The organism is Magnetospirillum sp. UT-4 (genome assembly GCF_902729435.1).
Lineage (GTDB): Bacteria > Pseudomonadota > Alphaproteobacteria > Rhodospirillales > Magnetospirillaceae > Magnetospirillum.
In genome coordinates, this window is sequence record NZ_CACVCG010000036.1 from 47425 (window position 1) to 66937 (window position 19513).

Annotated in this window: 19 protein-coding genes; 6 read left to right on the forward strand and 13 right to left on the reverse strand. The window is 63.8% G+C overall.

Translation table 11 applies throughout. From position 1 onward, the window contains the following. Positions 1 to 80 precede the first annotated feature (80 nt). The 13 genes from MTBUT4_RS03385 to MTBUT4_RS03445 form a co-directional block, all read right to left on the reverse strand. Positions 81 to 2333 (reverse strand): PriCT-2 domain-containing protein, encoded by a 2253-nt coding sequence (locus MTBUT4_RS03385; RefSeq protein WP_173978256.1) that lies wholly within the window; start codon positions 2331 to 2333, stop codon positions 81 to 83. Positions 2334 to 2368: 35 nt separating this feature from the next. Next, positions 2369 to 2593 carry a DUF6511 domain-containing protein gene (locus tag MTBUT4_RS03390; protein ID WP_173978257.1) on the reverse strand — a complete coding sequence of 75 codons (225 nt, stop codon included), beginning with the start codon at positions 2591 to 2593 and terminating at the stop codon, positions 2369 to 2371. Then, entirely contained in the window at positions 2590 to 4161 is a 1572-nt protein-coding gene (locus MTBUT4_RS03395; protein ID WP_173978258.1) for a DEAD/DEAH box helicase, read from the reverse strand. Before MTBUT4_RS03395 ends, MTBUT4_RS03390 begins: the two co-directional genes overlap by 4 nt. Further along, positions 4155 to 5084, reverse strand: coding sequence for a PD-(D/E)XK nuclease family protein (locus tag MTBUT4_RS03400; RefSeq protein WP_173978259.1), 930 nt, complete (start codon positions 5082 to 5084; stop codon positions 4155 to 4157). Before MTBUT4_RS03400 ends, MTBUT4_RS03395 begins: the two co-directional genes overlap by 7 nt. Continuing rightward, complete coding sequence (locus MTBUT4_RS03405; protein ID WP_254434721.1) at positions 5084 to 5476, reverse strand: hypothetical protein; 393 nt, start codon at positions 5474 to 5476, stop codon at positions 5084 to 5086. Before MTBUT4_RS03405 ends, MTBUT4_RS03400 begins: the two co-directional genes overlap by 1 nt. 9 nt (positions 5477 to 5485) lie before the next feature. Next, on the reverse strand, positions 5486 to 5980 hold the full coding sequence (locus MTBUT4_RS03410) for a DUF669 domain-containing protein (RefSeq protein ID WP_173978260.1): 495 nt from the start codon (positions 5978 to 5980) through the stop codon (positions 5486 to 5488). Between the two features lie 20 nt (positions 5981 to 6000). Then, positions 6001 to 6753: an ATP-binding protein gene (locus tag MTBUT4_RS03415; RefSeq protein WP_173978261.1), complete on the reverse strand. Its 753-nt coding sequence runs from the start codon at positions 6751 to 6753 to the stop codon at positions 6001 to 6003. Continuing rightward, on the reverse strand, positions 6753 to 7049 hold the full coding sequence (locus MTBUT4_RS03420) for a hypothetical protein (protein ID WP_173978262.1): 297 nt from the start codon (positions 7047 to 7049) through the stop codon (positions 6753 to 6755). The genes MTBUT4_RS03415 and MTBUT4_RS03420 overlap by 1 nt, the downstream gene beginning before the upstream one ends. A gap of 2 nt (positions 7050 to 7051) precedes the next feature. Continuing rightward, entirely contained in the window at positions 7052 to 7534 is a 483-nt protein-coding gene (locus MTBUT4_RS03425) for a hypothetical protein (RefSeq protein ID WP_173978263.1), read from the reverse strand. Then, complete coding sequence (locus MTBUT4_RS03430) at positions 7531 to 7812, reverse strand: hypothetical protein (protein WP_173978264.1); 282 nt, start codon at positions 7810 to 7812, stop codon at positions 7531 to 7533. Before MTBUT4_RS03430 ends, MTBUT4_RS03425 begins: the two co-directional genes overlap by 4 nt. Beyond that, on the reverse strand, positions 7809 to 8024 hold the full coding sequence (locus MTBUT4_RS03435; RefSeq protein ID WP_173978265.1) for an AlpA family transcriptional regulator: 216 nt from the start codon (positions 8022 to 8024) through the stop codon (positions 7809 to 7811). The genes MTBUT4_RS03430 and MTBUT4_RS03435 overlap by 4 nt, the downstream gene beginning before the upstream one ends. A gap of 158 nt (positions 8025 to 8182) precedes the next feature. Further along, positions 8183 to 9145 carry a hypothetical protein gene (locus tag MTBUT4_RS03440; protein WP_173978266.1) on the reverse strand — a complete coding sequence of 321 codons (963 nt, stop codon included), beginning with the start codon at positions 9143 to 9145 and terminating at the stop codon, positions 8183 to 8185. Further along, positions 9142 to 10350 (reverse strand): hypothetical protein, encoded by a 1209-nt coding sequence (locus tag MTBUT4_RS03445; RefSeq protein ID WP_173978267.1) that lies wholly within the window; start codon positions 10348 to 10350, stop codon positions 9142 to 9144. Before MTBUT4_RS03445 ends, MTBUT4_RS03440 begins: the two co-directional genes overlap by 4 nt. Before the next feature lie 168 nt (positions 10351 to 10518). Between MTBUT4_RS03445 and MTBUT4_RS03450 the strand changes: the two genes are divergently transcribed. The 6 genes from MTBUT4_RS03450 (at position 10519) to MTBUT4_RS03475 (ending at position 19490) form a co-directional block, all read left to right on the forward strand. After that, positions 10519 to 10836, forward strand: coding sequence for a helix-turn-helix domain-containing protein (locus MTBUT4_RS03450; RefSeq protein ID WP_173978268.1), 318 nt, complete (start codon positions 10519 to 10521; stop codon positions 10834 to 10836). Beyond that, complete coding sequence (locus MTBUT4_RS03455; protein WP_173978269.1) at positions 10833 to 11750, forward strand: ImmA/IrrE family metallo-endopeptidase; 918 nt, start codon at positions 10833 to 10835, stop codon at positions 11748 to 11750. Before MTBUT4_RS03450 ends, MTBUT4_RS03455 begins: the two co-directional genes overlap by 4 nt. Before the next feature lie 172 nt (positions 11751 to 11922). Further along, positions 11923 to 12444 carry a BREX-3 system P-loop-containing protein BrxF gene (gene brxF / locus MTBUT4_RS03460; protein WP_173978270.1) on the forward strand — a complete coding sequence of 174 codons (522 nt, stop codon included), beginning with the start codon at positions 11923 to 11925 and terminating at the stop codon, positions 12442 to 12444. Next, a complete protein-coding gene (locus MTBUT4_RS03465; RefSeq protein ID WP_173978271.1) occupies positions 12431 to 16162 on the forward strand; it encodes a DUF6079 family protein in 3732 nt (1243 codons plus the stop codon). Before brxF ends, MTBUT4_RS03465 begins: the two co-directional genes overlap by 14 nt. Positions 16163 to 16187: 25 nt before the next feature. Next, the gene (locus MTBUT4_RS03470; RefSeq protein WP_173978272.1) at positions 16188 to 19007 is read left to right on the forward strand and encodes a DNA methyltransferase; all 2820 of its coding nucleotides are present in this window, start codon (positions 16188 to 16190) and stop codon (positions 19005 to 19007) included. 93 nt (positions 19008 to 19100) lie between these two features. Further along, positions 19101 to 19490: a hypothetical protein gene (locus MTBUT4_RS03475; protein ID WP_173978273.1), complete on the forward strand. Its 390-nt coding sequence runs from the start codon at positions 19101 to 19103 to the stop codon at positions 19488 to 19490. The last annotated feature ends 23 nt before the right edge of the window (positions 19491 to 19513 follow it).

Consider the following 19513-nt stretch of genomic DNA (forward strand, 5'->3'; position numbering starts at 1 on the left):
CCCGCTTTCCCTGTCAGAATAACGGGTTAGCCTATCCTCAAAGCTTGGATGCATTTGCCGGCCATTGAGGAATTCCTCCGTTACCATGCCTCCCTCCCGATTGAACGGAAGCGCATGGCCGGCTTGGTCGCCGTGGCCTTCATCACCGGCTCGATCATTCCGCCTTCCACGAGAACTGCGATCACCTCGTCTCTCTGGCGGCGATCGAGGAACTGGCTGCGGCGGATGAGGTCGCTCTTGCTGATGCCGGTTGGGCCAGCAGACCGGACAATCTCCAGAAGGCGCTTGTGACTTCGCTCGATGTCGTTGTCGGCAACATGGCGGTCGATCTCGCCCATGGTGCGGTCGGCGCAGGTGCCGACGAAGCGGATCGCCCAATCGGCGTCGTCGCCGCGGATCACCGGCGCCACCGGATCGATCGACACCGCCCGGATCAGGGCCACCTTGGCGGCGTTCTCGCCGATGCGGGCCAGGATGGGCGTGAATGCCGTGCCGCGGGCTTCGCGCAGACGTTCGGTGATGTGGACGGACAAATCCCGGAAGGCGGCCTTGGCCTGGGCATCCATGGGCACGACCATGGGATCGACGGCGGTGGTTGGGTCGGCGGTCAGACCAGCCAGATTGCCGGCGGGAGCATGGCCGCCGCCCTGGGCGATCAGTTTCAGCCGCTCCAGCAGGGCGGCCGGTGCCGTGCGGATGCCGGTGCCGTCGTTCTCGTCGGGGTATTCGTTGCTGGTGGCGAGAACGATGAAGCGGGCCAGGGAGCCGTCGACCACGTTGGCCGATTGCAGGGCGTTCCAGAACCTCGTCGGCGCGGTGGTGCCGTAGACGCAGAGGCACGGCTGGTTGATGTCGCGCCGCTCGTTCTTGCCGTCGCGATTGGCGTACTCGGCGCCCAGGAACACCCCGCCCGCCGAGGTGAAGAGTTCCGTCATGTTGTCGAGGATCTCGGTCAGGTGGCGCGGGCTGCGACGGCGGTCGGCGATGCCTTCCAGGAACATCCCGAACTCGTCGATCTGCAGCAGCATGGCGGGCTGGCGGTGCAGCGCGGTCAGCAGCCCGGCTCCCGAGGCGATCTTGTTGCCGCCGAGGTACTGGGCGAGACCGGCCTCGAAGAACAGTTCGTTGATGATCTCGCGGCTGTGGTTCTTGCCCGAGCCGCTGTCGGCCAGGGCGATGATGTAGAGGTTGCTGCGCAGGTTGCTCTCGGTGCGGTATTTGCGCCCCATCAGCGCTCCGATGGCGCACAAGGACGCGCCGAGGGACAGTTCCGGCTGGGGGCGGCGGGCGGTGGCCAGCATGTAGCCGACCATGTCGCCCAGCACGCCATCGGGGATGTCGAGATCGAACGGCTGCACCGGCGGGACTGGATCGGCGGGCGCGGCCTCCAGCTTGGCCAGCAGGCCGGCGGCGGGATGCACCGCGTCCTGGGGCACGGTGCCGTCCAGCACCATGGTGGGATCGGGCTGCCAGCCGCGTTCCAGAGCGAGGTGATAGAGGGTTCCGGCGCCGATGATGGTGGGGCGGAAGCTGGTCCAGGCCTTGGCGGTGGTGGCGGGCACGTCCTTGGCCGACAGCCCCGACCATGCGGAGAACAGCGATGCGCCGTCCTCCCCCACGGCGCCCTTCACCGCCATGCCGACCCGCACCCAGGAATCGTAGTCGAGATCGGCGTTGGGAAGGTGGGCCAGGGCCGATCGCACTGCCGCCAGGGTACCGCGCTGTGGGCTGGTCGCGGGCGTTGCGGCGGGCTGCGACACCAGGGTGGCCGGGCGCAGCGCGGGCGGCAGCAGGGCGATGGCAGCATCCAGCCAGGCGCGGGCAGAGTCCTCGGTGACCACCGGCAGATCCTCGAACGCCACCGTCAGCGGCGAGTCCTCGGGCCAGTCATAGGGGCGGCCGGTGTCCGGGTGAACGGCGAAGGCGACGAATTGCCGCCCCTGCGCCAGGATCTCCAGCGGCGCCCGCTTCGGCCCCGAAAACGGCACCTCCGCGCGGTACACCAACAGCCGCTTGGGAGCGCGGCCGATCCGCAGCAGCGGCGTGTCGCCCAGCATGTCCCGGGCCAGCCGCTCCAGTTGGTGGGCGATATCGGAATCGAGCACATCGATGTCGATGCCGACCAGCCCGCCGCAGGCCAGACCGATGGCCGCCTCGGGCCACGACGCCCAGGTCTCGGCCTCGATCACCGTGGTCGGGCGGTCGCAATGGCGGGTCCAGCACGGATAATCCGCCCAGGCATTGCATAAGTACCGGCCCGGCTTCTTGGTGCCCGGCCAGATGGGGATCACCGGATAGCCGTTGTCGACCAGCCGCGCCCCGAAGCGGGCCATGAAGTTTTCCGGTGCTGGGGTTGGGGCAGTCGCCATCAGAATGGCACCTCCCCGGCAAGGTCGTCGATGCGGCACCGGTCGCGGCCGGCGAGATCGCGCAAATGGTCGCCATAGCCGATGACGATGGCCTCGACGAAGATGGCCCATTGCTCGGCCGACAGCGTCGCCAGATCGGTTTTGCCGAGGTGGTCGAGATATTCGCCGCCCATGCGGCCGCCAAATTCCATGGCGGCGATCTCGTTGGGGGTGGGGTCGATCATGGCAGGCGTGCTCCGACGATTTCAGTGAACCGTCCGCTGGGGCGGACAGCGATCTCGACCGGCACCCTCAGGCTGTCGGCCTGGAGCAGCGCCTGCTCGACGGTGCCCGGTACTGGGCGGCCGGGCGCGCGCCGCTGCCACCACTGCACCGCCTTCTGGCGGGCGTAGCCGTCGTGCTCGATGCACACCCATTCGCGATGGCGGACCATGCCGCAGCGATAGCTGACCAGCAGGCTGGGCGGCTTTCCCGGCTTCTCGTGCAGGTCATAAGAGACGTCGGACACCGTCACCCATTGCGGCTGGCCGGTGGACAGCACCTCGAGCGTGCTGGCGGTGGCGTCGATCTTCACCTTGGGCGGCGGAAAGGCATGGCCGCAATCGGGGCATTCCATGGCCGCGATGGCGATGATGCTGTCGCAGTTGGGGCAGATCTTGGTCGGCGGCTCGCCGTCGCCCTTGCCGGGGGCGGAGGGGTTGACCGCATCGATGGGGCCGTGGCGGGCGACATTGCCGGCGAAATCCAGCACCAGGCAATTGTCCTTGCCGGCGAACAGCCTTGTGCCGCGCCCCGCCATCTGCACGTAGAGTCCCGCCGACTTGGTCGGGCGCAGCATGGCGATCAGATCGACGGCGGGGGCGTTGAAGCCGGTGGTCAGCACCCCCATCGAGGCCAGCGCCCGGATTTCGCCCCGCTTGAAGGCGGCGAGGATGCGCTCGCGCTCGGCCTTGGGGGTGTCGCCGAAAATGGTGGCGCAGGAGAACCCCCGGCCGCGGATTTCCTGGGCGACGTGCTGAGCGTGCTCGACGCCCGAGCAGAAGGCCAGCCATGAGCGGCGGTCCCTGCCATAGGCCACCACCTCGTCGATGGCGGCGCGGGTGATCGCCTCCTTGTCGACCGCGGCCTGCAACTGGCTGGGAATGAACTCGCCGCCGCGACTGCCGACACCGGCGACGTCGAGACGGGTGGCGGCCGCCTTGCTGATCAGCGGGCAGAGAAAGCCGGCATCGATCAGGTCGCGCACCGACACCTCGTAGGCGATGTCGGTGAACAAGGCGCCGTCACCTTCGTGCAGCATGCCGCTGTCGAGGCGATACGGCGTGGCGGTGAAGCCGATCACCTTCAGATGCGGGTTGATTCTTGCCAGCGTGTCGAGAAAGCGCCGGTACATGGTGTCCGACGCACCGGGGATCAAATGGGCCTCGTCGATCAGCACCAGATCGCATTGCTGGACGTCGTAGGCCCGCTTGTGGATCGACTGGATGCCGGCGAACAGGACGCGGGCGCCGAGGTCGCGCTTGCCCAGGCCGGCGGAATAGATGCCGGCGGGGGCGTCCGGCCACAGGCCGATCAGCTCGGCGTAATTCTGGGCGATCAGCTCCTGGACATGGGTGACCACCAGGATGCGCTGGTCGGGCCACTGCTCCAGCACGCCATGGATGAAGCTGGCCATGACCAGACTCTTGCCGCCGGCCGTGGGGATCACCACGATGGGGTGGCCGGCCTTGCGGCCGAAATAGTCGTAGATGGAGGCAATCGCCGCCTGCTGGTATGGGCGCGGTGTCAGCATGGCGCCCTCCCGTCGATCCAGGTGGCGCCGGTATTCAAGCGGTAGACGACGTGATCGTCGCCGGCATCGACCGCCTCACCCGGAACCAGATCCGGGACATAGAGGTGGTGGTCGCAGCCGCGCCGCTGCTCGGCGGGCGTCAGCATCCGGTCCCATTTGGCGCAGTGCCAGCCGCCGTCGATAGCGGTGGAATGGAGGCAGGTGCGGCAATTGCGCTCGGCCGCGGCACCGTCGTGGCAGACGGAATGGTGCTCGCACAGCCGACATTGCCACCACGCCGGATCGGTGGACAGGCGCTCCGGCGGGCGAGCCGAGTTGATGACCCTGCCGGCCTTGACCAGCAGTCCCTCGCCCGCCGCCGGATCGACCGCCACGCGCTCGACGTGGATCTCGTCGGTGTCCTTGCACACCGCCACGTACATGGCGCGCGTCATGCCGGTGAGGTGCAGGTAGACCTGCATCTGGGCGAAGTGGCGCGGCTTGGACTCACGCACGCCCTGGCGCTTCAATTCGGCGAAGGACTTGGCCGAGTGGGTCTTGAACTCCAGCACATGCCATGTCTTGGGCGCCTCCAGCAGGCCCAACGCCACGCCGTCGAGGGAGCCGCCGAAATGCCCGCCATGGGCCTCGACCCGCCACTGGCGTCCGGATTCGGGGTCGACCTCCAGCACGGTGGCGCCGGTGCGGCGCAGATCGCGGACGATGCGGGCCTCCTCCAACTGCCCGGTCTCGAACAGCCGCAGGATGCGGCCGGAAAAATCGGCCCGCGTCGTCCAGCGGAAATCGAACCACAGGGCGCGCTGGCATTCCTTGCCGATCAGCGACGCGCCCAGGTGGACACGGAAGCCGTCCTCGGCATTGGCCTCGAAGGCGGCGTAGATGGCCTCGACGGTGGGCGCCGGGCGGGGCGGCAGGGCAGCCATCACGCGGCACCCCCGAGGCGGCGGTGCGCCTCGTCCATCACCGTGGCCCAGGCGGCATCGTCATGGCCCTCGCGGAACATGGCGATCAGCGTGTCTTTCAGCGCATCCTTGCGGCCCGGCAGGCGGGACATCAGGACGGCAACCTCCGCCGCCTCGGCTTGCTTGTGGCGAAGCTCGGCCCTTGCCCGGACGAAGCGGGCAGGATCGACACGCCCGCGCCGCGCTTGGCGGTTCATATCGGCAGTGGCGATTTCCGCCTTCAATTCGGCGATCTCGTCGCGCAGACCGATCAGCCGTTTCTGGCAGGCCTCTCGGGTGGTCATCATCGTCTCAGTCATGGGCGTGGTTCCGATGGTCCGGGCGATGCCGCCGCCCAGTTCCGGCGGCGGCACCGATGGCGGTCAGGCATTGCGACGCCACGGCGCGGTGGCCGGAGCGGCGGCGGGGCGGGGCTGGGCGGCCGGACGCGGCGGCGGCGCGGAAGCCGGTGCGGGCGCACCCTGCTCCAGCGCCACGTAGCGGACGGAATTGCTCTCGCCGTAGCCGTTCTTGGGGGGCTGCACCTTCACGTCGGCCAGCATGGGGATCAGGTGCAGTTCCTCGCTGTCCTGCACCTGCATGCGCCCGGTGGCGTGGCAGATGGCCGACAGCGTGCGCTGGGCGAATTCCACCGTACTCGGGTTGTTGTTGACGAGGTTGAGGCGATCGAACAGCTTGCGGCCGGCGCATTCGCCTTCCAGCACGTCCAGTTCCAGCCACAGGTACTGGCCCATGCCGTCTTTGGTGACGCGCATTTCGCTGGCGACGATCTGCACCACGTATTTGCCGGGCGGCAGCAGGTCGATGGGCTTGGTGGGGTCGACGGTCGAGGCGTCGAAATTGCCGATATTGGCCATGATGATCGGTTCCTTTCAGATCAGGCGGTTTGGGTCTGGGGCATGGATTGGGCGAAGGCGTCCCACGACAGCGGCAGCACGTCGGGCAGGCCGTAGCGGTTCTTGGCCAGGAAGGCGGGGCGCTCGGCGGTGTAGAGAACCCGCTCGCCCGACCCCAGGGCGCGGGTCACCTTCTTGTTGAAGCCGACGTCGCTCTTGACCGTGCTGATGCGGTAGTTGGCGAACAGCACCGCGTCGGAATGCTCCTGCATCAGCGCCGCGGCGCGGGCATGCAGCTTGATGATGTAGCGGTCGTAGGGCTCGTGCTCGGGGCTGTCGAAGCGCTTGATGTCGGTGTGGGCGATCTGGATCACCGCCAGCCCCTTGTCGTCGCGCAGCGCGTTGAGGCCGTCGATGTACTGCCGCCACAGATCCAGCGCGGCGACGTAGCCCTTGCCGTAGCCGGCGTCCTCGATCGACTTCCAGCCATTGTCCTTGCAGGCACGCGCCCAGATCAGCGGCTCCAGCCAGTCGACGCTGTCGACCACCACGGTGCGAAAGGCGTGCTCCTCGGAATAGAGGGCGGCCAGCGCCTCCATCACCTCGTCGAAGCTGCGGGCCAGCGGGAAGTGGGGCGCATCCAGGGTGCCCAGACCGTCCTCGGTGATGACGAACACCGGATCAGGAGCGCCGGCCGCGAAGGTGGTTTTGCCCACCCCCGCCACGCCGTGGATCAGGATGCGGGGCGGCGCCAAGCAGGTGCTGCGTTTCAGCGATGCGAGCGAGATCGCCATCACACGCCCCCCTTCCTGGCGGGGATGGCATCGACCACGCGATCGGAGCCGATGGCGCCGTTCTGGCGGGCCAGGGTGTGCAGCTTGCGCAGCGCGCCGAGCCGGCTGTAGGCCGAATCGCATTCGGCATCCAGAACCAGGATGGCGAAGGCAATGTCGTCCACCGTGGCGTTCTCGGTAGGCTTCACCTCCTCGTCGCGACGAAGCCCAAGTGCCGGGATGCGGATAGCATCGGGCAGGGATTCCAGCGAGTAATGGCGGCGACGCAGGGATTCGATGGCGGTTTCGGCGCTCATGTCTATTTCTCCTCGGTGCTGATGAACTGGTAGATCGACTTGCCCGCAGTGACGGTGCGTGCAGGTTCGAAGGCGGATCGGATCGAGGACGGCCAAGCGCCGTAGGCCCGTTCCGAGACCTTGAATTCGGTGGTGACGTATTCGGCGGGATCGTCTCCGGCCGCGCGGATCTCGGCGACGATGGCCGCCAGCCTGGCCTGATCCCACTGGACCCGCTTGGGCAGGTCGGCCACCACGGTGACGCCGCCGTCCTCGAAGCGGACCGTGCCGGTGTCCTTGCCGGCGGCGTGGCGGACACCGGCGGCGCGGGCGCCATATTTGATGTCGATGGCACCATCGACCCAATCCTTGAGGCGCTTGGCACGATCCAGCTCGTCGCGGGCCTCATCGGCCAACAGCGCCAGTTCCGCCGCCGGCAAGGCGGCGATGACGCCGATTTCCATGCCGGCAAGGTCGTCCAGGGTGATGCGGTTGGGGATGGTCATGCCCTGCCTCCCCTGGCCTTGATGGCGAAATACGCCACCCGGTCCTCGGCGATGCGGCGCTGGGCGAGCACCACCCTCCCCTGCTCGGCCAGCGCCATGGCATGGACCGCGACACGATTGAGTTCGGCCCGCACCGGCTCGGGGAATTGCGAAATCCGGAAGGCGCGGTCGAAGCCGAGATGGCCCTCGTGATAGGCGAAGCGCTCGCCGGCGGTGGCCCCTTCGAACCAGGCGAGGAAGGCCGCCTCGCGCACCAGCGGCACGGCGGCGACGATCACGACACACCCCCAAGCGCAGGGGCAGTGGCCGAGGTGCTGCCACGCACCTGCTCGGCCTCGTAGGCGTCGATGTCTTCCTGCCGGTAACGCACCCGCCCCCGGATCTTCAGATACCGGGGACCGATCCCCAGCCACCGCCACCGCTCCAGCGTGCGCGGGCTGATCGCCCAACGCTGGGCGATGTCGTTCTGGGTCAAGTATTTGACGGTCATTGCCACTCCCTTCCGATCAGGTCCAAAGCCTGCGGGGATAGTGGCAAACCGCCCGGGAGGAATTCGGGGGGGCCGGAGGGAGGAATTCGGGGGGAATGCGATTCGGGCACAAAAAAGCCGCCCCGAGGGACGGCGAAAACACCCCGCTGGAAATTAGATCAGGACGGATCGTCGATCCGCAGCCGACACCGGCCGGCCTGAACCTCGATCACGTCCTGCCAATCTCGATTGCCCTTGAACGCGTCCTGAAGGCGTTTGGAATCGTATTCGGCTTCGGCCAGCACGGTTTCCTCACCGAACCACTCGTCACCACGCTCCCAGGCATCAAACAGGATGCGCACGATCCGTGCCTGCTTGCGCCGGAAGGTGAATTCACGCCCGTGAATGCGAATCCATGTACCATCCGAATTGCATTGGACCGGGCCGCTTGCCCCCGTGGCAACGGCGGGGCGTGGATCGGCAAACACCGCGAGACGGGACAAATCCAAAGCGGCCGGCAATGTCTTGACTGCCGACATCCGCTTGTCCAGCGCATCGAGCACCGGCACAATCCTCGACACCGTCGGCAGAGTAATGTCGTCGGCTACGGTCCTGCCGGAAGTCAGCACCAGAGCGGGCGGTTTGCCACGACGCAGATCCAATTCGCCGCGCACCCGCGCACGCACCTCGGCTTCGCCCAGCCGCACGGCGAACAGGACCGGAATGTTCTTCTTGCCCAGGCGCGGCGTGCCCAGATCCCACAGCAGGCCATCGACCAGTTGCGTCGGCCGGAAACTCGCCGGCATCCCCAGCAGGTGCGCAACCAGGGCCGCCAGCCGGGACAGATCCAGGCGCCACGTCCGCAGACTCGACGGTGCCAGGGAGATGTAGCCATCCTCTGGGTGGAAGTAGCGAAAGCCGCCGCCCACGGGGTCATCCTCGATCCGGGCGGAGCCGTCGCCAGCGGACAGTTCGACGTCGATCATGGTCCGGTTGGGCCCGGGCGAGAGCACCCCCGCAGCCGTCAGCTGCTCGCCTTCCGCTCCGGCGCGTTCCACCAGCATGTCCGCCGTGGTGCCGGGATCGCGGTAGTCGGCCAGCGACAAGATGAATGCCAGTGAGCCGAGACTGATCCCCGTCATGCGACGGGCACCGGATCGGTGGCGATCTTCCAGGCGGGCAGGTATTTGCGGCGGATCAGCCGTTCCTTGGCACAGGTTTCGCCAATGCTGCAACCGTTGGGATGGCGCAGCTTGACCGACACCGTGCGTCCGCGCGGATTGATCCGGTCGGCCTTGAACACGACCGCCACCACCACCTCGTGAATGGAATAGCCACCGCGAAAGGGATTCCGCTCCTTGAACAGGCGCTCGGCGACGGCATGAATGGTCTCCGAGTCATCCTTGCTCTCGACCGTAACCATCGCCCGCCCATCATCGTGCCGGAACTTGACCAGAAGCACCTTCACCGCGGCGATGCGGTCCTCGGGATCGGTCTGGAATTCCCGTTCCGTCATAAACACCGACAGATCGTAAGGACGCTTCGGAACCCGCTCGGCCTCCAAGTCGCGACCCAGCAGCGTGCGTGCAAATGTGCGCACCAACTGCTCGCGCTTCTCCTTCCCCTGCGCGACCACTTCGATTACACCGGTCACCGGATCATAGGTGAACCCAAGTTCCCCCACCGGCCGGTGGGGCAACAATTCCGGTTCCGGCTCATCCTCATCCAGTTCGTCCTCGGGAAAGACCATCGGGCTGACGGTCTGGCCTTCCCGCAAGACAACCACCTGCACCAGACCGGTTCCGCCTTCCGGCTCGTCCTCCCGGCTCCGGTCAAACACTTCGACCCGCACCTTGACCTTGCCGTCGCTCTTGAAAAAGGTCGCCAATTCTTGGGCCAAGGCTTTGCGATCCGCCTTCTCCCGACTGACGGTCAGATCAATGGGAGCGATGAAGGAATCCCAGGTATTCTTGTTGCGCGCCCTGTCGAAGGACGCAGATTCCTCGGCGTGGCGGAACTGGTCGTGATAGTGAACGAACATCCACAGGGCGCGGGCATGGGCACTCTCGATCTCCGCCAGCACGTCCTGCTGCTCCGTCGTTGCCCCAAATTTCAGCGCCGACTGCCCGACCTCGTCGGTCATGCCGTCGATGTGCTCGGCATCGTTGCGCACGCTCTCAAGGGTCGGCAGATCAAGACTTTCGATCGCCGCAGTCAAGGTCTTCCGCAGTTTGGCGCTCCGACCTTCCCAATCGATCCCATCGGGCAAGGCGATCTTCCTGGTGGCGAAATATTCCCGGAGATAGGGACCGGGGACCTTACGAATCAGTTTAGAGACAACCGGCATGACGGCCTCATTGTTCGTTGGGCAGGACCGCCGGATCGGACTCCAAGCGATACGCTGTCGTTCGACATATATCGAACACGCGCGCAATCTCCTTGTCAAGCACGTCCGTGTTCGCCATATATCGAACGAATTTCACGCACCATGAAACACAGGGGAATCTGCAACGCGATGGCGACGCTTGGTGAAAAGCTCAGACGGCACCGTCTGGAGAAGGGCTATTCCCTGGACAAGCTGGCCGAGATCACCGAGAGCAGCAAAAGCTATCTGTGGGAGTTGGAAAACCGCGACACCCGCAAACCTTCGGCGGAAAAGCTGACCCGCATCGCCCAGGCATTGTCCGTCACCACCGACTACCTGCTGGACGAAACCGCCGGCCCCAACGACGAGGTAGCCAAGGAGGCCTTCTTCAGAAAATTCCGCAAGCTCGACCCCGAGGATCAGAAGAAGATCGAACAGATGGTCGACGTCTGGGGGAAGAAGAAGTGACGCTACCGACGACGCCGGAAGGCTGGGCGATCCATCTGTCGAAGTTGATCAAGGCGTTTCACGCGGCGCACGGCCTCAACCGCTTCCCCATCAAGGTGGCGCCGATCGCCACAGAATACTCCCGGCAGGTGTTCCCCGAGTCGCCAATCACTCTGGTGGAAGGACTCGCCCTGTCAGAAAAGTTCGAAGGCATGCTGATGCCAGCCCCCGACGGCAGCGGCGAGTGGGGCATCATCTACAACAAGGCCATCACCTCCAAGGGCCGCATCAACTTCACGCTGGCCCACGAACTCGGCCACTACCTGCTGCACAGGACCCTTTCTCCCGACGGCATCCGCTGCACGGGCCGCGACATGGCGAACTGGAAATCCGAGTTCGGCCAGACCGAAGCCCAGGCCAACACTTTCGCCTCCTACCTGTTGATGCCGCTGGACGATTTCCGCGAGCAAGTCAAAGGCGAAGACGTGTCGATGGACCTGATGTTCCATCTGGCCGACCGCTACGCCGTTTCGCTCACCGCCGCCATTCTCAAGTGGCTCCAGATCACCAACAAGCGGGCGATGATCGTGGTCGCCCACGACGGATTTATCGACTGGTCGTGGTCGAGCGACCGCCTGATCAAATCCGGCATCTTCTACCGCGCCCGCCAGCAGACCACTGCCCTGCCCGAGCGCTCGCTCGCCGGCCTGCGGGATGCGTCGATCGACAACCTGACCGGAACCGTCCATCCGGCGGGAATTTGGCCCGGCGACGAGGAGGTTCGCGAGATGACGCTGATCTCGCAAAAGAACGAATCCTCTCTCTCGCTGCTGGTTTATCCAGACGACGCGCCGGACCGGCGTTTCGCTGGTGCCGGGGACTGCGACGAGCCGAGGGAATGGGATACCTACGATCAGTTCAGGTGGCGGGGATAGCCGTCCCAGGCTTCCCGTGCATGCCCGGATCTGTCACGCCTGACCATCACCATCACCGCGATGGGCGCTTATCGCCACAGCGACGAGGGTATGCTATGGAGATCAGCACACACATCGCGTGCAATAAATCTCCGTCCGAGGGCGAGACAGTGGCGGAGCAAACGGGTGGACCATGCAGGATATCGGCGTCGTTCTTCAGGAAATCACGGATGTAGCCGGGACGTATCACCGGCTGCTGCTGCTCGTCGGCCGTGTTCCTGCGGAAACCAGCCAGTGCATCGAGGCGGTTGCCGCCCATCTTGACCGCCCGGTACTCAACCTGAACGCGGAACTGTCGTCGGCACTGCTGGAGGTTCCGCACCGCCAGCGTCAGTTGAAGGCCCACAAGGTGGTGGGCGACATCATCGATGGCGGTCCTGCGGACATCGTCCTGTTCGACCACACCGACATCCTGTTCAGCCCGTCATTGCGGCTCGACGCCTTGGCCCTGCTGAAAAGCCTATCGCGGAACAAGACCGTGGTGGCGACATGGTCGGGAACGGCGAAGGACGGGAAGCTGCGGCATGCCGAGGAATGGCATCCAGAGTATCAAAGCCACGCCATTGAGGATATCAAGGTAATTACGGTCGATCAGGGGGAACGCTGGGCCGGCCGTCCGATGTTGGGGGAGCGTTTGAGGCATGAAGTACGGTGATTTGGTCCAGTTCGACCCGATTGAGACGGTCATTGAACTCCGACACGCGGACAAGGCCGACAAGGCCAAGTCGCTGGTGGAAACCTTCGTCATCTCCGAGGAGATGGCCGACCGGCTGAAAGCCGTCATCTTCCCCAACCTCCAGTTCGAGAATCCGTCGGACAACAAGGGCCTGCTGGTGGTCGGCAACTACGGCACAGGTAAGTCGCACTTGATGGCCGTGGTCTCCTCCCTGGCCGAGAACGCGGACCTGCTCCCCTGCATCCGCAACGAGCCTGTGCGGGCGGCGGCCGGAGCCGTCGCCGGCAGGTTCAAGGTCGTCCGCACGGAGATCGGCTCCACCAAGATGTCGCTGCGCGACATCATCGTTCAGGAATTGGAAGGCCACCTTGCCGATCTGGGCGTCACCTACACCTTCCCGCCGCCGGAGAAGCTGACCAACCACAAGGGCGCCTTCGAGGAGATGATGCGGGCGTTCAACGAGGAATACCCGGACCACGGGCTCCTCATGGTGGTCGACGAGCTGCTGGACTACCTGCGCAGCCGCAAGGATCTGGAACTCATCCTCGACCTGGGCTTCCTGCGCGAAGTCGGCGAGGTCTGCAAGGATCTGCGCTTCCGCTTCGTCGCCGGTGTCCAGGAAGCCATTTTCGACAGCCAGCGCTTCGCCCATGTGGCCGACAGCCTGCGCCGCGTCCAGGCCCGGTTCGAGCAGATCCTGATCGCGTCCCGCGACATTAAATACGTGGTCGCCGAACGCCTGCTGCAAAAAACGGCCGACCAGCAGTCCAAGATCCGCCAGCATCTGGCGCGATTCTCCAAGTTCTACGGCCGGATGAACGAGGAGATGGACGAGTTCGTCCGCCTGTTCCCGGTCCACCCGGATTACTTCTCCACCTTCGAGCGGGTGGCCGTGGCCGAGAAGCGCGAAGTGCTGAAAACGCTGTCGGTGTCCATGCGCCACATGCTGGCCGACGACGTGCCCACCGATAATCCGGGCCTGCTGGCCTATGACCAGTATTGGGCGACCCTGTCCACCGACGCCTCGCTGAAGGCCGATCCCAAGATCAAGGACGTCATCACCTGCTCGACCACCCTTGAGGATCGCATCGACAAGGCTTTCACCCGCCCGCAGTACCGGCCGCTGGCCAAGCGCATCATTCACGCGCTGTCGGTTCACCGCCTGACCACCGGCGACATCTATCGCCCGCTGGGGGCGACGCCGGACGAACTGCGCGACGGCCTGTGCCTGTTCCAGCCGGGCATCGAGGCCATGGGCGGCGATCCCGCCGAGGATCTGCTAACCCAGGTCGAGGCCGCCATCCGCGAGATGCATAAGACCGTCTCCGGCCAGTTCCTCACCATCAACAAGGAAAACCGGCAGGTCTACCTGGATCTGCAGAAGACCGACGATTACGACGCCCTGATCGACAAGCGAGCCGAATCTTTAAGTGACGATCTGCTCGACCGCCATTACTTCAGCGCCCTCAAGCAGGCCATGGAACTGACCGACACCCCCACCAAGGTGCCGGGCTTCCACCTGTGGCAGCAGGAGCTGGAATGGCGCGAACGCCTGGCCACCCGCCAGGGCTACCTGTTCTTCGGCACGCCGAACGAACGCGCCACCGCCATCCCCACCCGCGACTTCTACGTCTATTTCGTCCAGCCGTTCGAGCCGCCGCCGTTCAAGGATCTGCAGCAGGCCGACGAGGTGATTCTGCGTCTCGCCGAGCGGGACGAGGCGTTCACCAAGGCGCTGCGCGGCTATGCCGGCGCCAACGAGCTGGCCAACACGTCGTCCGGCCAGGCCAAGGACATTTACGAGGCCAAGGCCCGCCTCTATCTGAAGGACATGGTGGCGTGGTTCCGCGAGCACGCCACCCGCAGCTTCTCGGTCACCCACCAGGGCAAGACCAAGCCCATCCTGGAATGGCTGAAGGGCGCCTCGATCCGCGACCGCCTGGGCCTCAGCGGCAACGAGACCGCCGACTTCCGCCAGATCATCATGCTGGTGGGCTCAATCTGCCTGTCCAAGTGGTTCGAAGAGCAGGCGCCCGAATACCCCACCTTCACCCGCCTGATGACGGGCGATACCCGCCGCGGCGCCGTGCAGGACGCCCTTCGCGCCTTGGCGGGCGGCACCCGCACCCAGGTGGCCAATGCCGTCCTCGAGGCGTTGGAGCTGTTGGACGGCTCCAAGGTGGAGCCGACGCGGTCGCGCTATGCCAACCACGTCCTGGCCAAATTGAAGGCCAAGGGCCAGGGCCATGTGGTCAACCGCTCGGAGCTGATCGAAGACGCGGGCGGCGTCGAGTATTTCGCGCCGAAAACCTACCGCCTCGAACCCGAATGGCTGCTGGTGGTCTTCGCCGGCCTGGTCAACGGCGGCCATATCGTGCTCAACATTCCGGGCGAGAAGATCGACGCCACCAAGCTGAACGTCCTGGCGGCGACACCGCTCGATGACGCGCTGCAATGGAAGCACATTGAGCAGCCCAAGGACCTGAACCTGCCGGCCATCAAGGCGCTGTTCGATCTGCTGGGACTGGGGGCAGGGCTGGCCAACAACGTGGCTCAGGGCGACGAAGGGCCGGTCCGCCAGCTTCAGGAAAAGGTCACCTTGTCGGTGAAGCGGCTGGTCGAGATCCGCCATCAGGTGGCGAACGGCCTGTCGTTCTGGAAGACCCAGATCGTCGATGGCGGCGAGCGGGACCGCATCACCGCCCAACTGGACGGCGCCAAGAAGTTCCTGGAAGGCCTGCAGGCGTTCAACAGCCCCGGCAAGCTGAAGAACTTCAAGGATGACGAAGCCGCAGTGAAAGACCACGCCCAGGCGCTGGCCGTCCTGGCCCAGGCCGAGCAACTGGTGGATCTGGTGCGCGACCTGACTCCGGCGGTGGCCTATCTGTCGGAAGCCGAGATGGTGCTGCCCGCCGACCACCCCTGGGCCCAGGCCGTGGCCAGGCTGCGCGGCGAGGTGACGGCCGAGCTGAAGGACGAGAAGAAGCGGACCGAGGCAGGATTCGTCAAGTCGGTGAAGGACCGCATCGGCCAGTTGCAGCGCGACTACATCAAGGCCTATGGCGACCTGCACACCCGCGCCCGGCTTGGGCCCAGCGACGAGAGCAAGCGGTCGCGCATCATCCGTGACGACCGGCTGGACACGCTGCGCACCCTGGTCAACATCGACATCCTGAACCGGAGCGAGCTGACCGAATTTCAGCGCGACCTGGGTGCATTGAAGGAATGCTCAAAGCTGACCGAGGCCGATCTGGCGGCGACGCCCATCTGCCCCCATTGCGGTTTCCGCCCCGACAACGAGAAGGTCGATGTCTCGGCCTCGCAACGGCTGACCCAGTTCGACGACCGCCTGGACGCCATCCTCGCCGGCTGGACCCAGAACCTCTATTGGAACCTGAAGGACCCGACCGTCACGGAATCCCTGGATCTGCTGCCACTCGACCAGCGGTCATTGGTGCACGATTTTATCGAGGAGACCATTCTTCCCGACCCGGTCGACCAAGCCTTTGTCGCCGCCATCTCCGAGGCGCTGAAGGGCCTGCAGAAGGTCGTCCTGACCAGCGACCAGATTCGCGACGCGCTGCTGAAGGGCGGCTCGCCCACCGGCATCGACGACCTGAATGCGCGCTTCAAGACCCTGCTTGACGATGCCACCAAGGGCATGGAGAAGAGCAAGGTCCGCGTGGTGATCGAATAATGTTGGCCAGAGGAATTTTTGCGTCATGACCACCAAGGACACCACCGGCCACCTTTTCACGCCCGCACAGCCGGATCTGCTGGATGCCTCCTACGAGGAGCAATTGGCGAAGAAAAAGGCGCAGCCGGTGGAATGCCTGGGCCACACCTTTCCGTCTGACCAGGCCCGCCGCGAGCACTATCTCGGCCTGCTGCGCGAGAAACTAAAGGACCCAGAATTCCTCCAGCAGCCGGGCTTCCCGCTCGGCAAGGACGAGGACATCCTGCGCCTGTCGGACCCGCCCTATTACACCGCCTGCCCAAACCCGTTCCTGGCCGATTTTGTCCGCCACGTCGGCACGCCCTATGACCCCGAAACCGACTCCTACACGCGGGAGCCCTTCGCCATCGACGTGAGCGAGGGAAAAACCGACGCCCTTTACACCGCGCACGCCTACCACACCAAGGTGCCGCACAAGGCAATCATGCCCGCCATCCTTCACTATACGAAGCCGGGGGATCTGGTCCTGGATGGATTCTGCGGCTCGGGTATGACCGGTGTCGCCGCGCAGATGTGTGGCGCGGCCGACTCTGAATTGAGGCGAAAAATCGAAAGCGATTTCAAGCGCAACGGCTTGGCGCCACCCACCTGGGGGGCGCGCACGGTCGTCCTCAACGATCTGTCGCCTGCCGCCAGCTTCATCGCAGCCAATTACAACATCCCGTTTGATGTGAAGGCGTTTCAGCGCGAGAGCAAACGTATCTTAAAGGAGATGAAGGCGGAAATCGGCTGGATGTATGAAACGCTCCATTCTGACGGGAAAACAAAAGCACAGATTGAGTACACTGTATGGAGTGAAGTTTTTTCATGCCCTGATTGTGCTGGTGAGATTGTCTTTGTCAATGAAGCTTTAGACATTGAAACAAAGAGGACAAGGGACACATTCCCTTGCCCACACTGTGGCGTAGAGATGAATAAGGACCGGCTGGCACGCCGCTTCACCACCGGCATTGATCCTGCAGACGGCTCAATTTGGCAACGCATCACGTTGCGCCCGGTAATTGTTGTCTATTCGATTGGCAAAACGCGATACGAGAAGGCGCCTGACGCGGCCGACTTCGCCATTCTTGAAAAAATCACCGCGCTTCCGTTCCCGGGCTACGTTCCCGATACGGTTTTCCCGATCGAAACTATGTCGCACGGCTCCCGGATTTCTCCGAAGGGTTTCACGCGTGCCCATCACTTTTTTCTGCCTCGGGCCACCCACGCACTTTCCCGCGCTTGGGCCAAGGCCCAGGCTATTGAGGACACACGGCTTCGGAATGCGATCATCTATTTTATCGAACAAGCAATCTGGGGCATGTCAGTCCTTGCGCGATATACCCCAACACATTTCTCCCAGGTCAATCAGTACCTGAGCGGGGTATATTACATTGGCTCTCAGATTGTAGATGTATCACCATGGTATATTCTAGACGGAAAGCTTGACCGTCTTGTTAAGGCCTTCAGAGAAGGTCTTTTTAGAGGAGAGAACTCCATTATTCGCTGCGGAACGGCCGCCAGCCTCGGCCTGCAAGACGCGAGCATTGATTACATTTTTACCGATCCGCCATTCGGCGAGAACATTTTCTATGCGGATCTTAACTACCTCGTTGAGTCCTGGCACAAGATTTGGACAAAATCCTCATCTGAAGTGATTGTTGATAAACATAAGAAAAAATCACTGCACGAATATCAGTCGCTTATGCGGGAATGTTTTTTAGAATATTATCGCGCACTGAAGCCGGCGCGATGGATGACGGTTGTATTTCATAATTCTCAGAATGCGGTCTGGAACGCCATCCAGGAGGCACTGCTTTCGGTCGGATTCGTTATTGCCGATGTCCGCATGCTCGACAAGAAACAAGGATCGTATCGCCAACTCACCAGCACCGCCGTCAAACAGGATCTGGTAATTTCCGCTTATAAGCCTTGCGGTCGCTTCGAGCGGTCGTTCGTCATCAAGGCTGGTACCAAGGACGGTGTCTGGGAATTTGTCGACGCCCACTTGGCCCAACTTCCCGTCTTCGTCTCCTCCGTCGAAGGGCAGGTCGACGTGCTAGCCGAGCGCCTGGACCACCGCCTATTTGATCGAATGGTTGCGTTCCATCTGCAACGGAATATCTCCGTCCCGCTCTCGGTCGCCGAATTTTATGCCGGGCTGGAGAGCCGGTTCCGCAAGCATGATGGCATGTATTTCCTGGCCTCGCAGGAGGACGAATACCAGAAGAAGCGAGCCAAGACCGAGCAGGTCCGGCATCTGGAGATGTTCCCCGACAGCGAGGCCAACACCATTCAGTGGCTGCGCCAGGAGCTTGGTCACCGACCGCGCTCCTATGCTAACATCCAGCCGGAATTCATGAAGCTATCCGTTGGCTGGGCCCGCCACGACAAGCCCGTCGAACTGGCCGACATCCTCGACCAGAACTTCCTGCATTACGACGGCACCGGTGATGTGCCGAGCCAGATCCACGCCTATCTTTCGTCCAACTACAAGGACTACCGCAATTTGGCCAAGGACGCTCCGGAACTCCGGGCCAAGGCCAAGGATCGCTGGTACGTTCCCGATCCCAACAAGCTCCAGGATCTGGAGGCCAAGCGCGAAAAGCAGTTGCTGCGCGAGTTCGACGAAATGCTGGCCTCCAGGGTGCGCATCAAGCAGCCGCGGCACGAGGTAATCCGTGCCGGTTTCAAGCGGGCCTGGGGCCAGAAGGACTACGCCACCATCAAGGCCATGGCAGCCAAGATCCCCGAGGAGGTCATCCAGGAAGATCAGCAATTGCTCATGTGGTACGACATGGCGCTGACGCGCCTGGGGGATGACTGAACTCATCAGGTTTTGGCATCGACCGACGCCCCTGTTGACGCAGCAGTAGCGCTGTGATCTTTGATCGTTCTTGGCTTTGCTCGGGGGAAATCAATGCTTCGGAACGAACTGATTATCGACCTCAATCTGGAACAGGGTGGCAACCGCGTTTCGCAGTTCCAGCCACCCATGAGCGTTTGGGCACACTATTTTTGCGTTAACGTCTACGGACCGCTCCCGACTTTCACGTTGACGGATTGTAAGAATGGAGCCGCCCCCGAAGTCCGCCCGGTAGTCCAGCACGATCACAATTGGACGGTCGAGGTAAGCGATGCGGAGCTCCCTCGTCCGGCAATCCTGAGGCTCTGCAAAACTGGCGTCGACCAGTACGATTATTGGGTCTACAGGCCAGCTGATCCTGAGTTCGCCTATGTGAATTGGATCCTGGATACTTATCCCAATCCGTTGAAAGGAACGGAACTGCGGCGCTGGGTAATCATCTGACGAAAGCATCTGTTTGGGGGTTC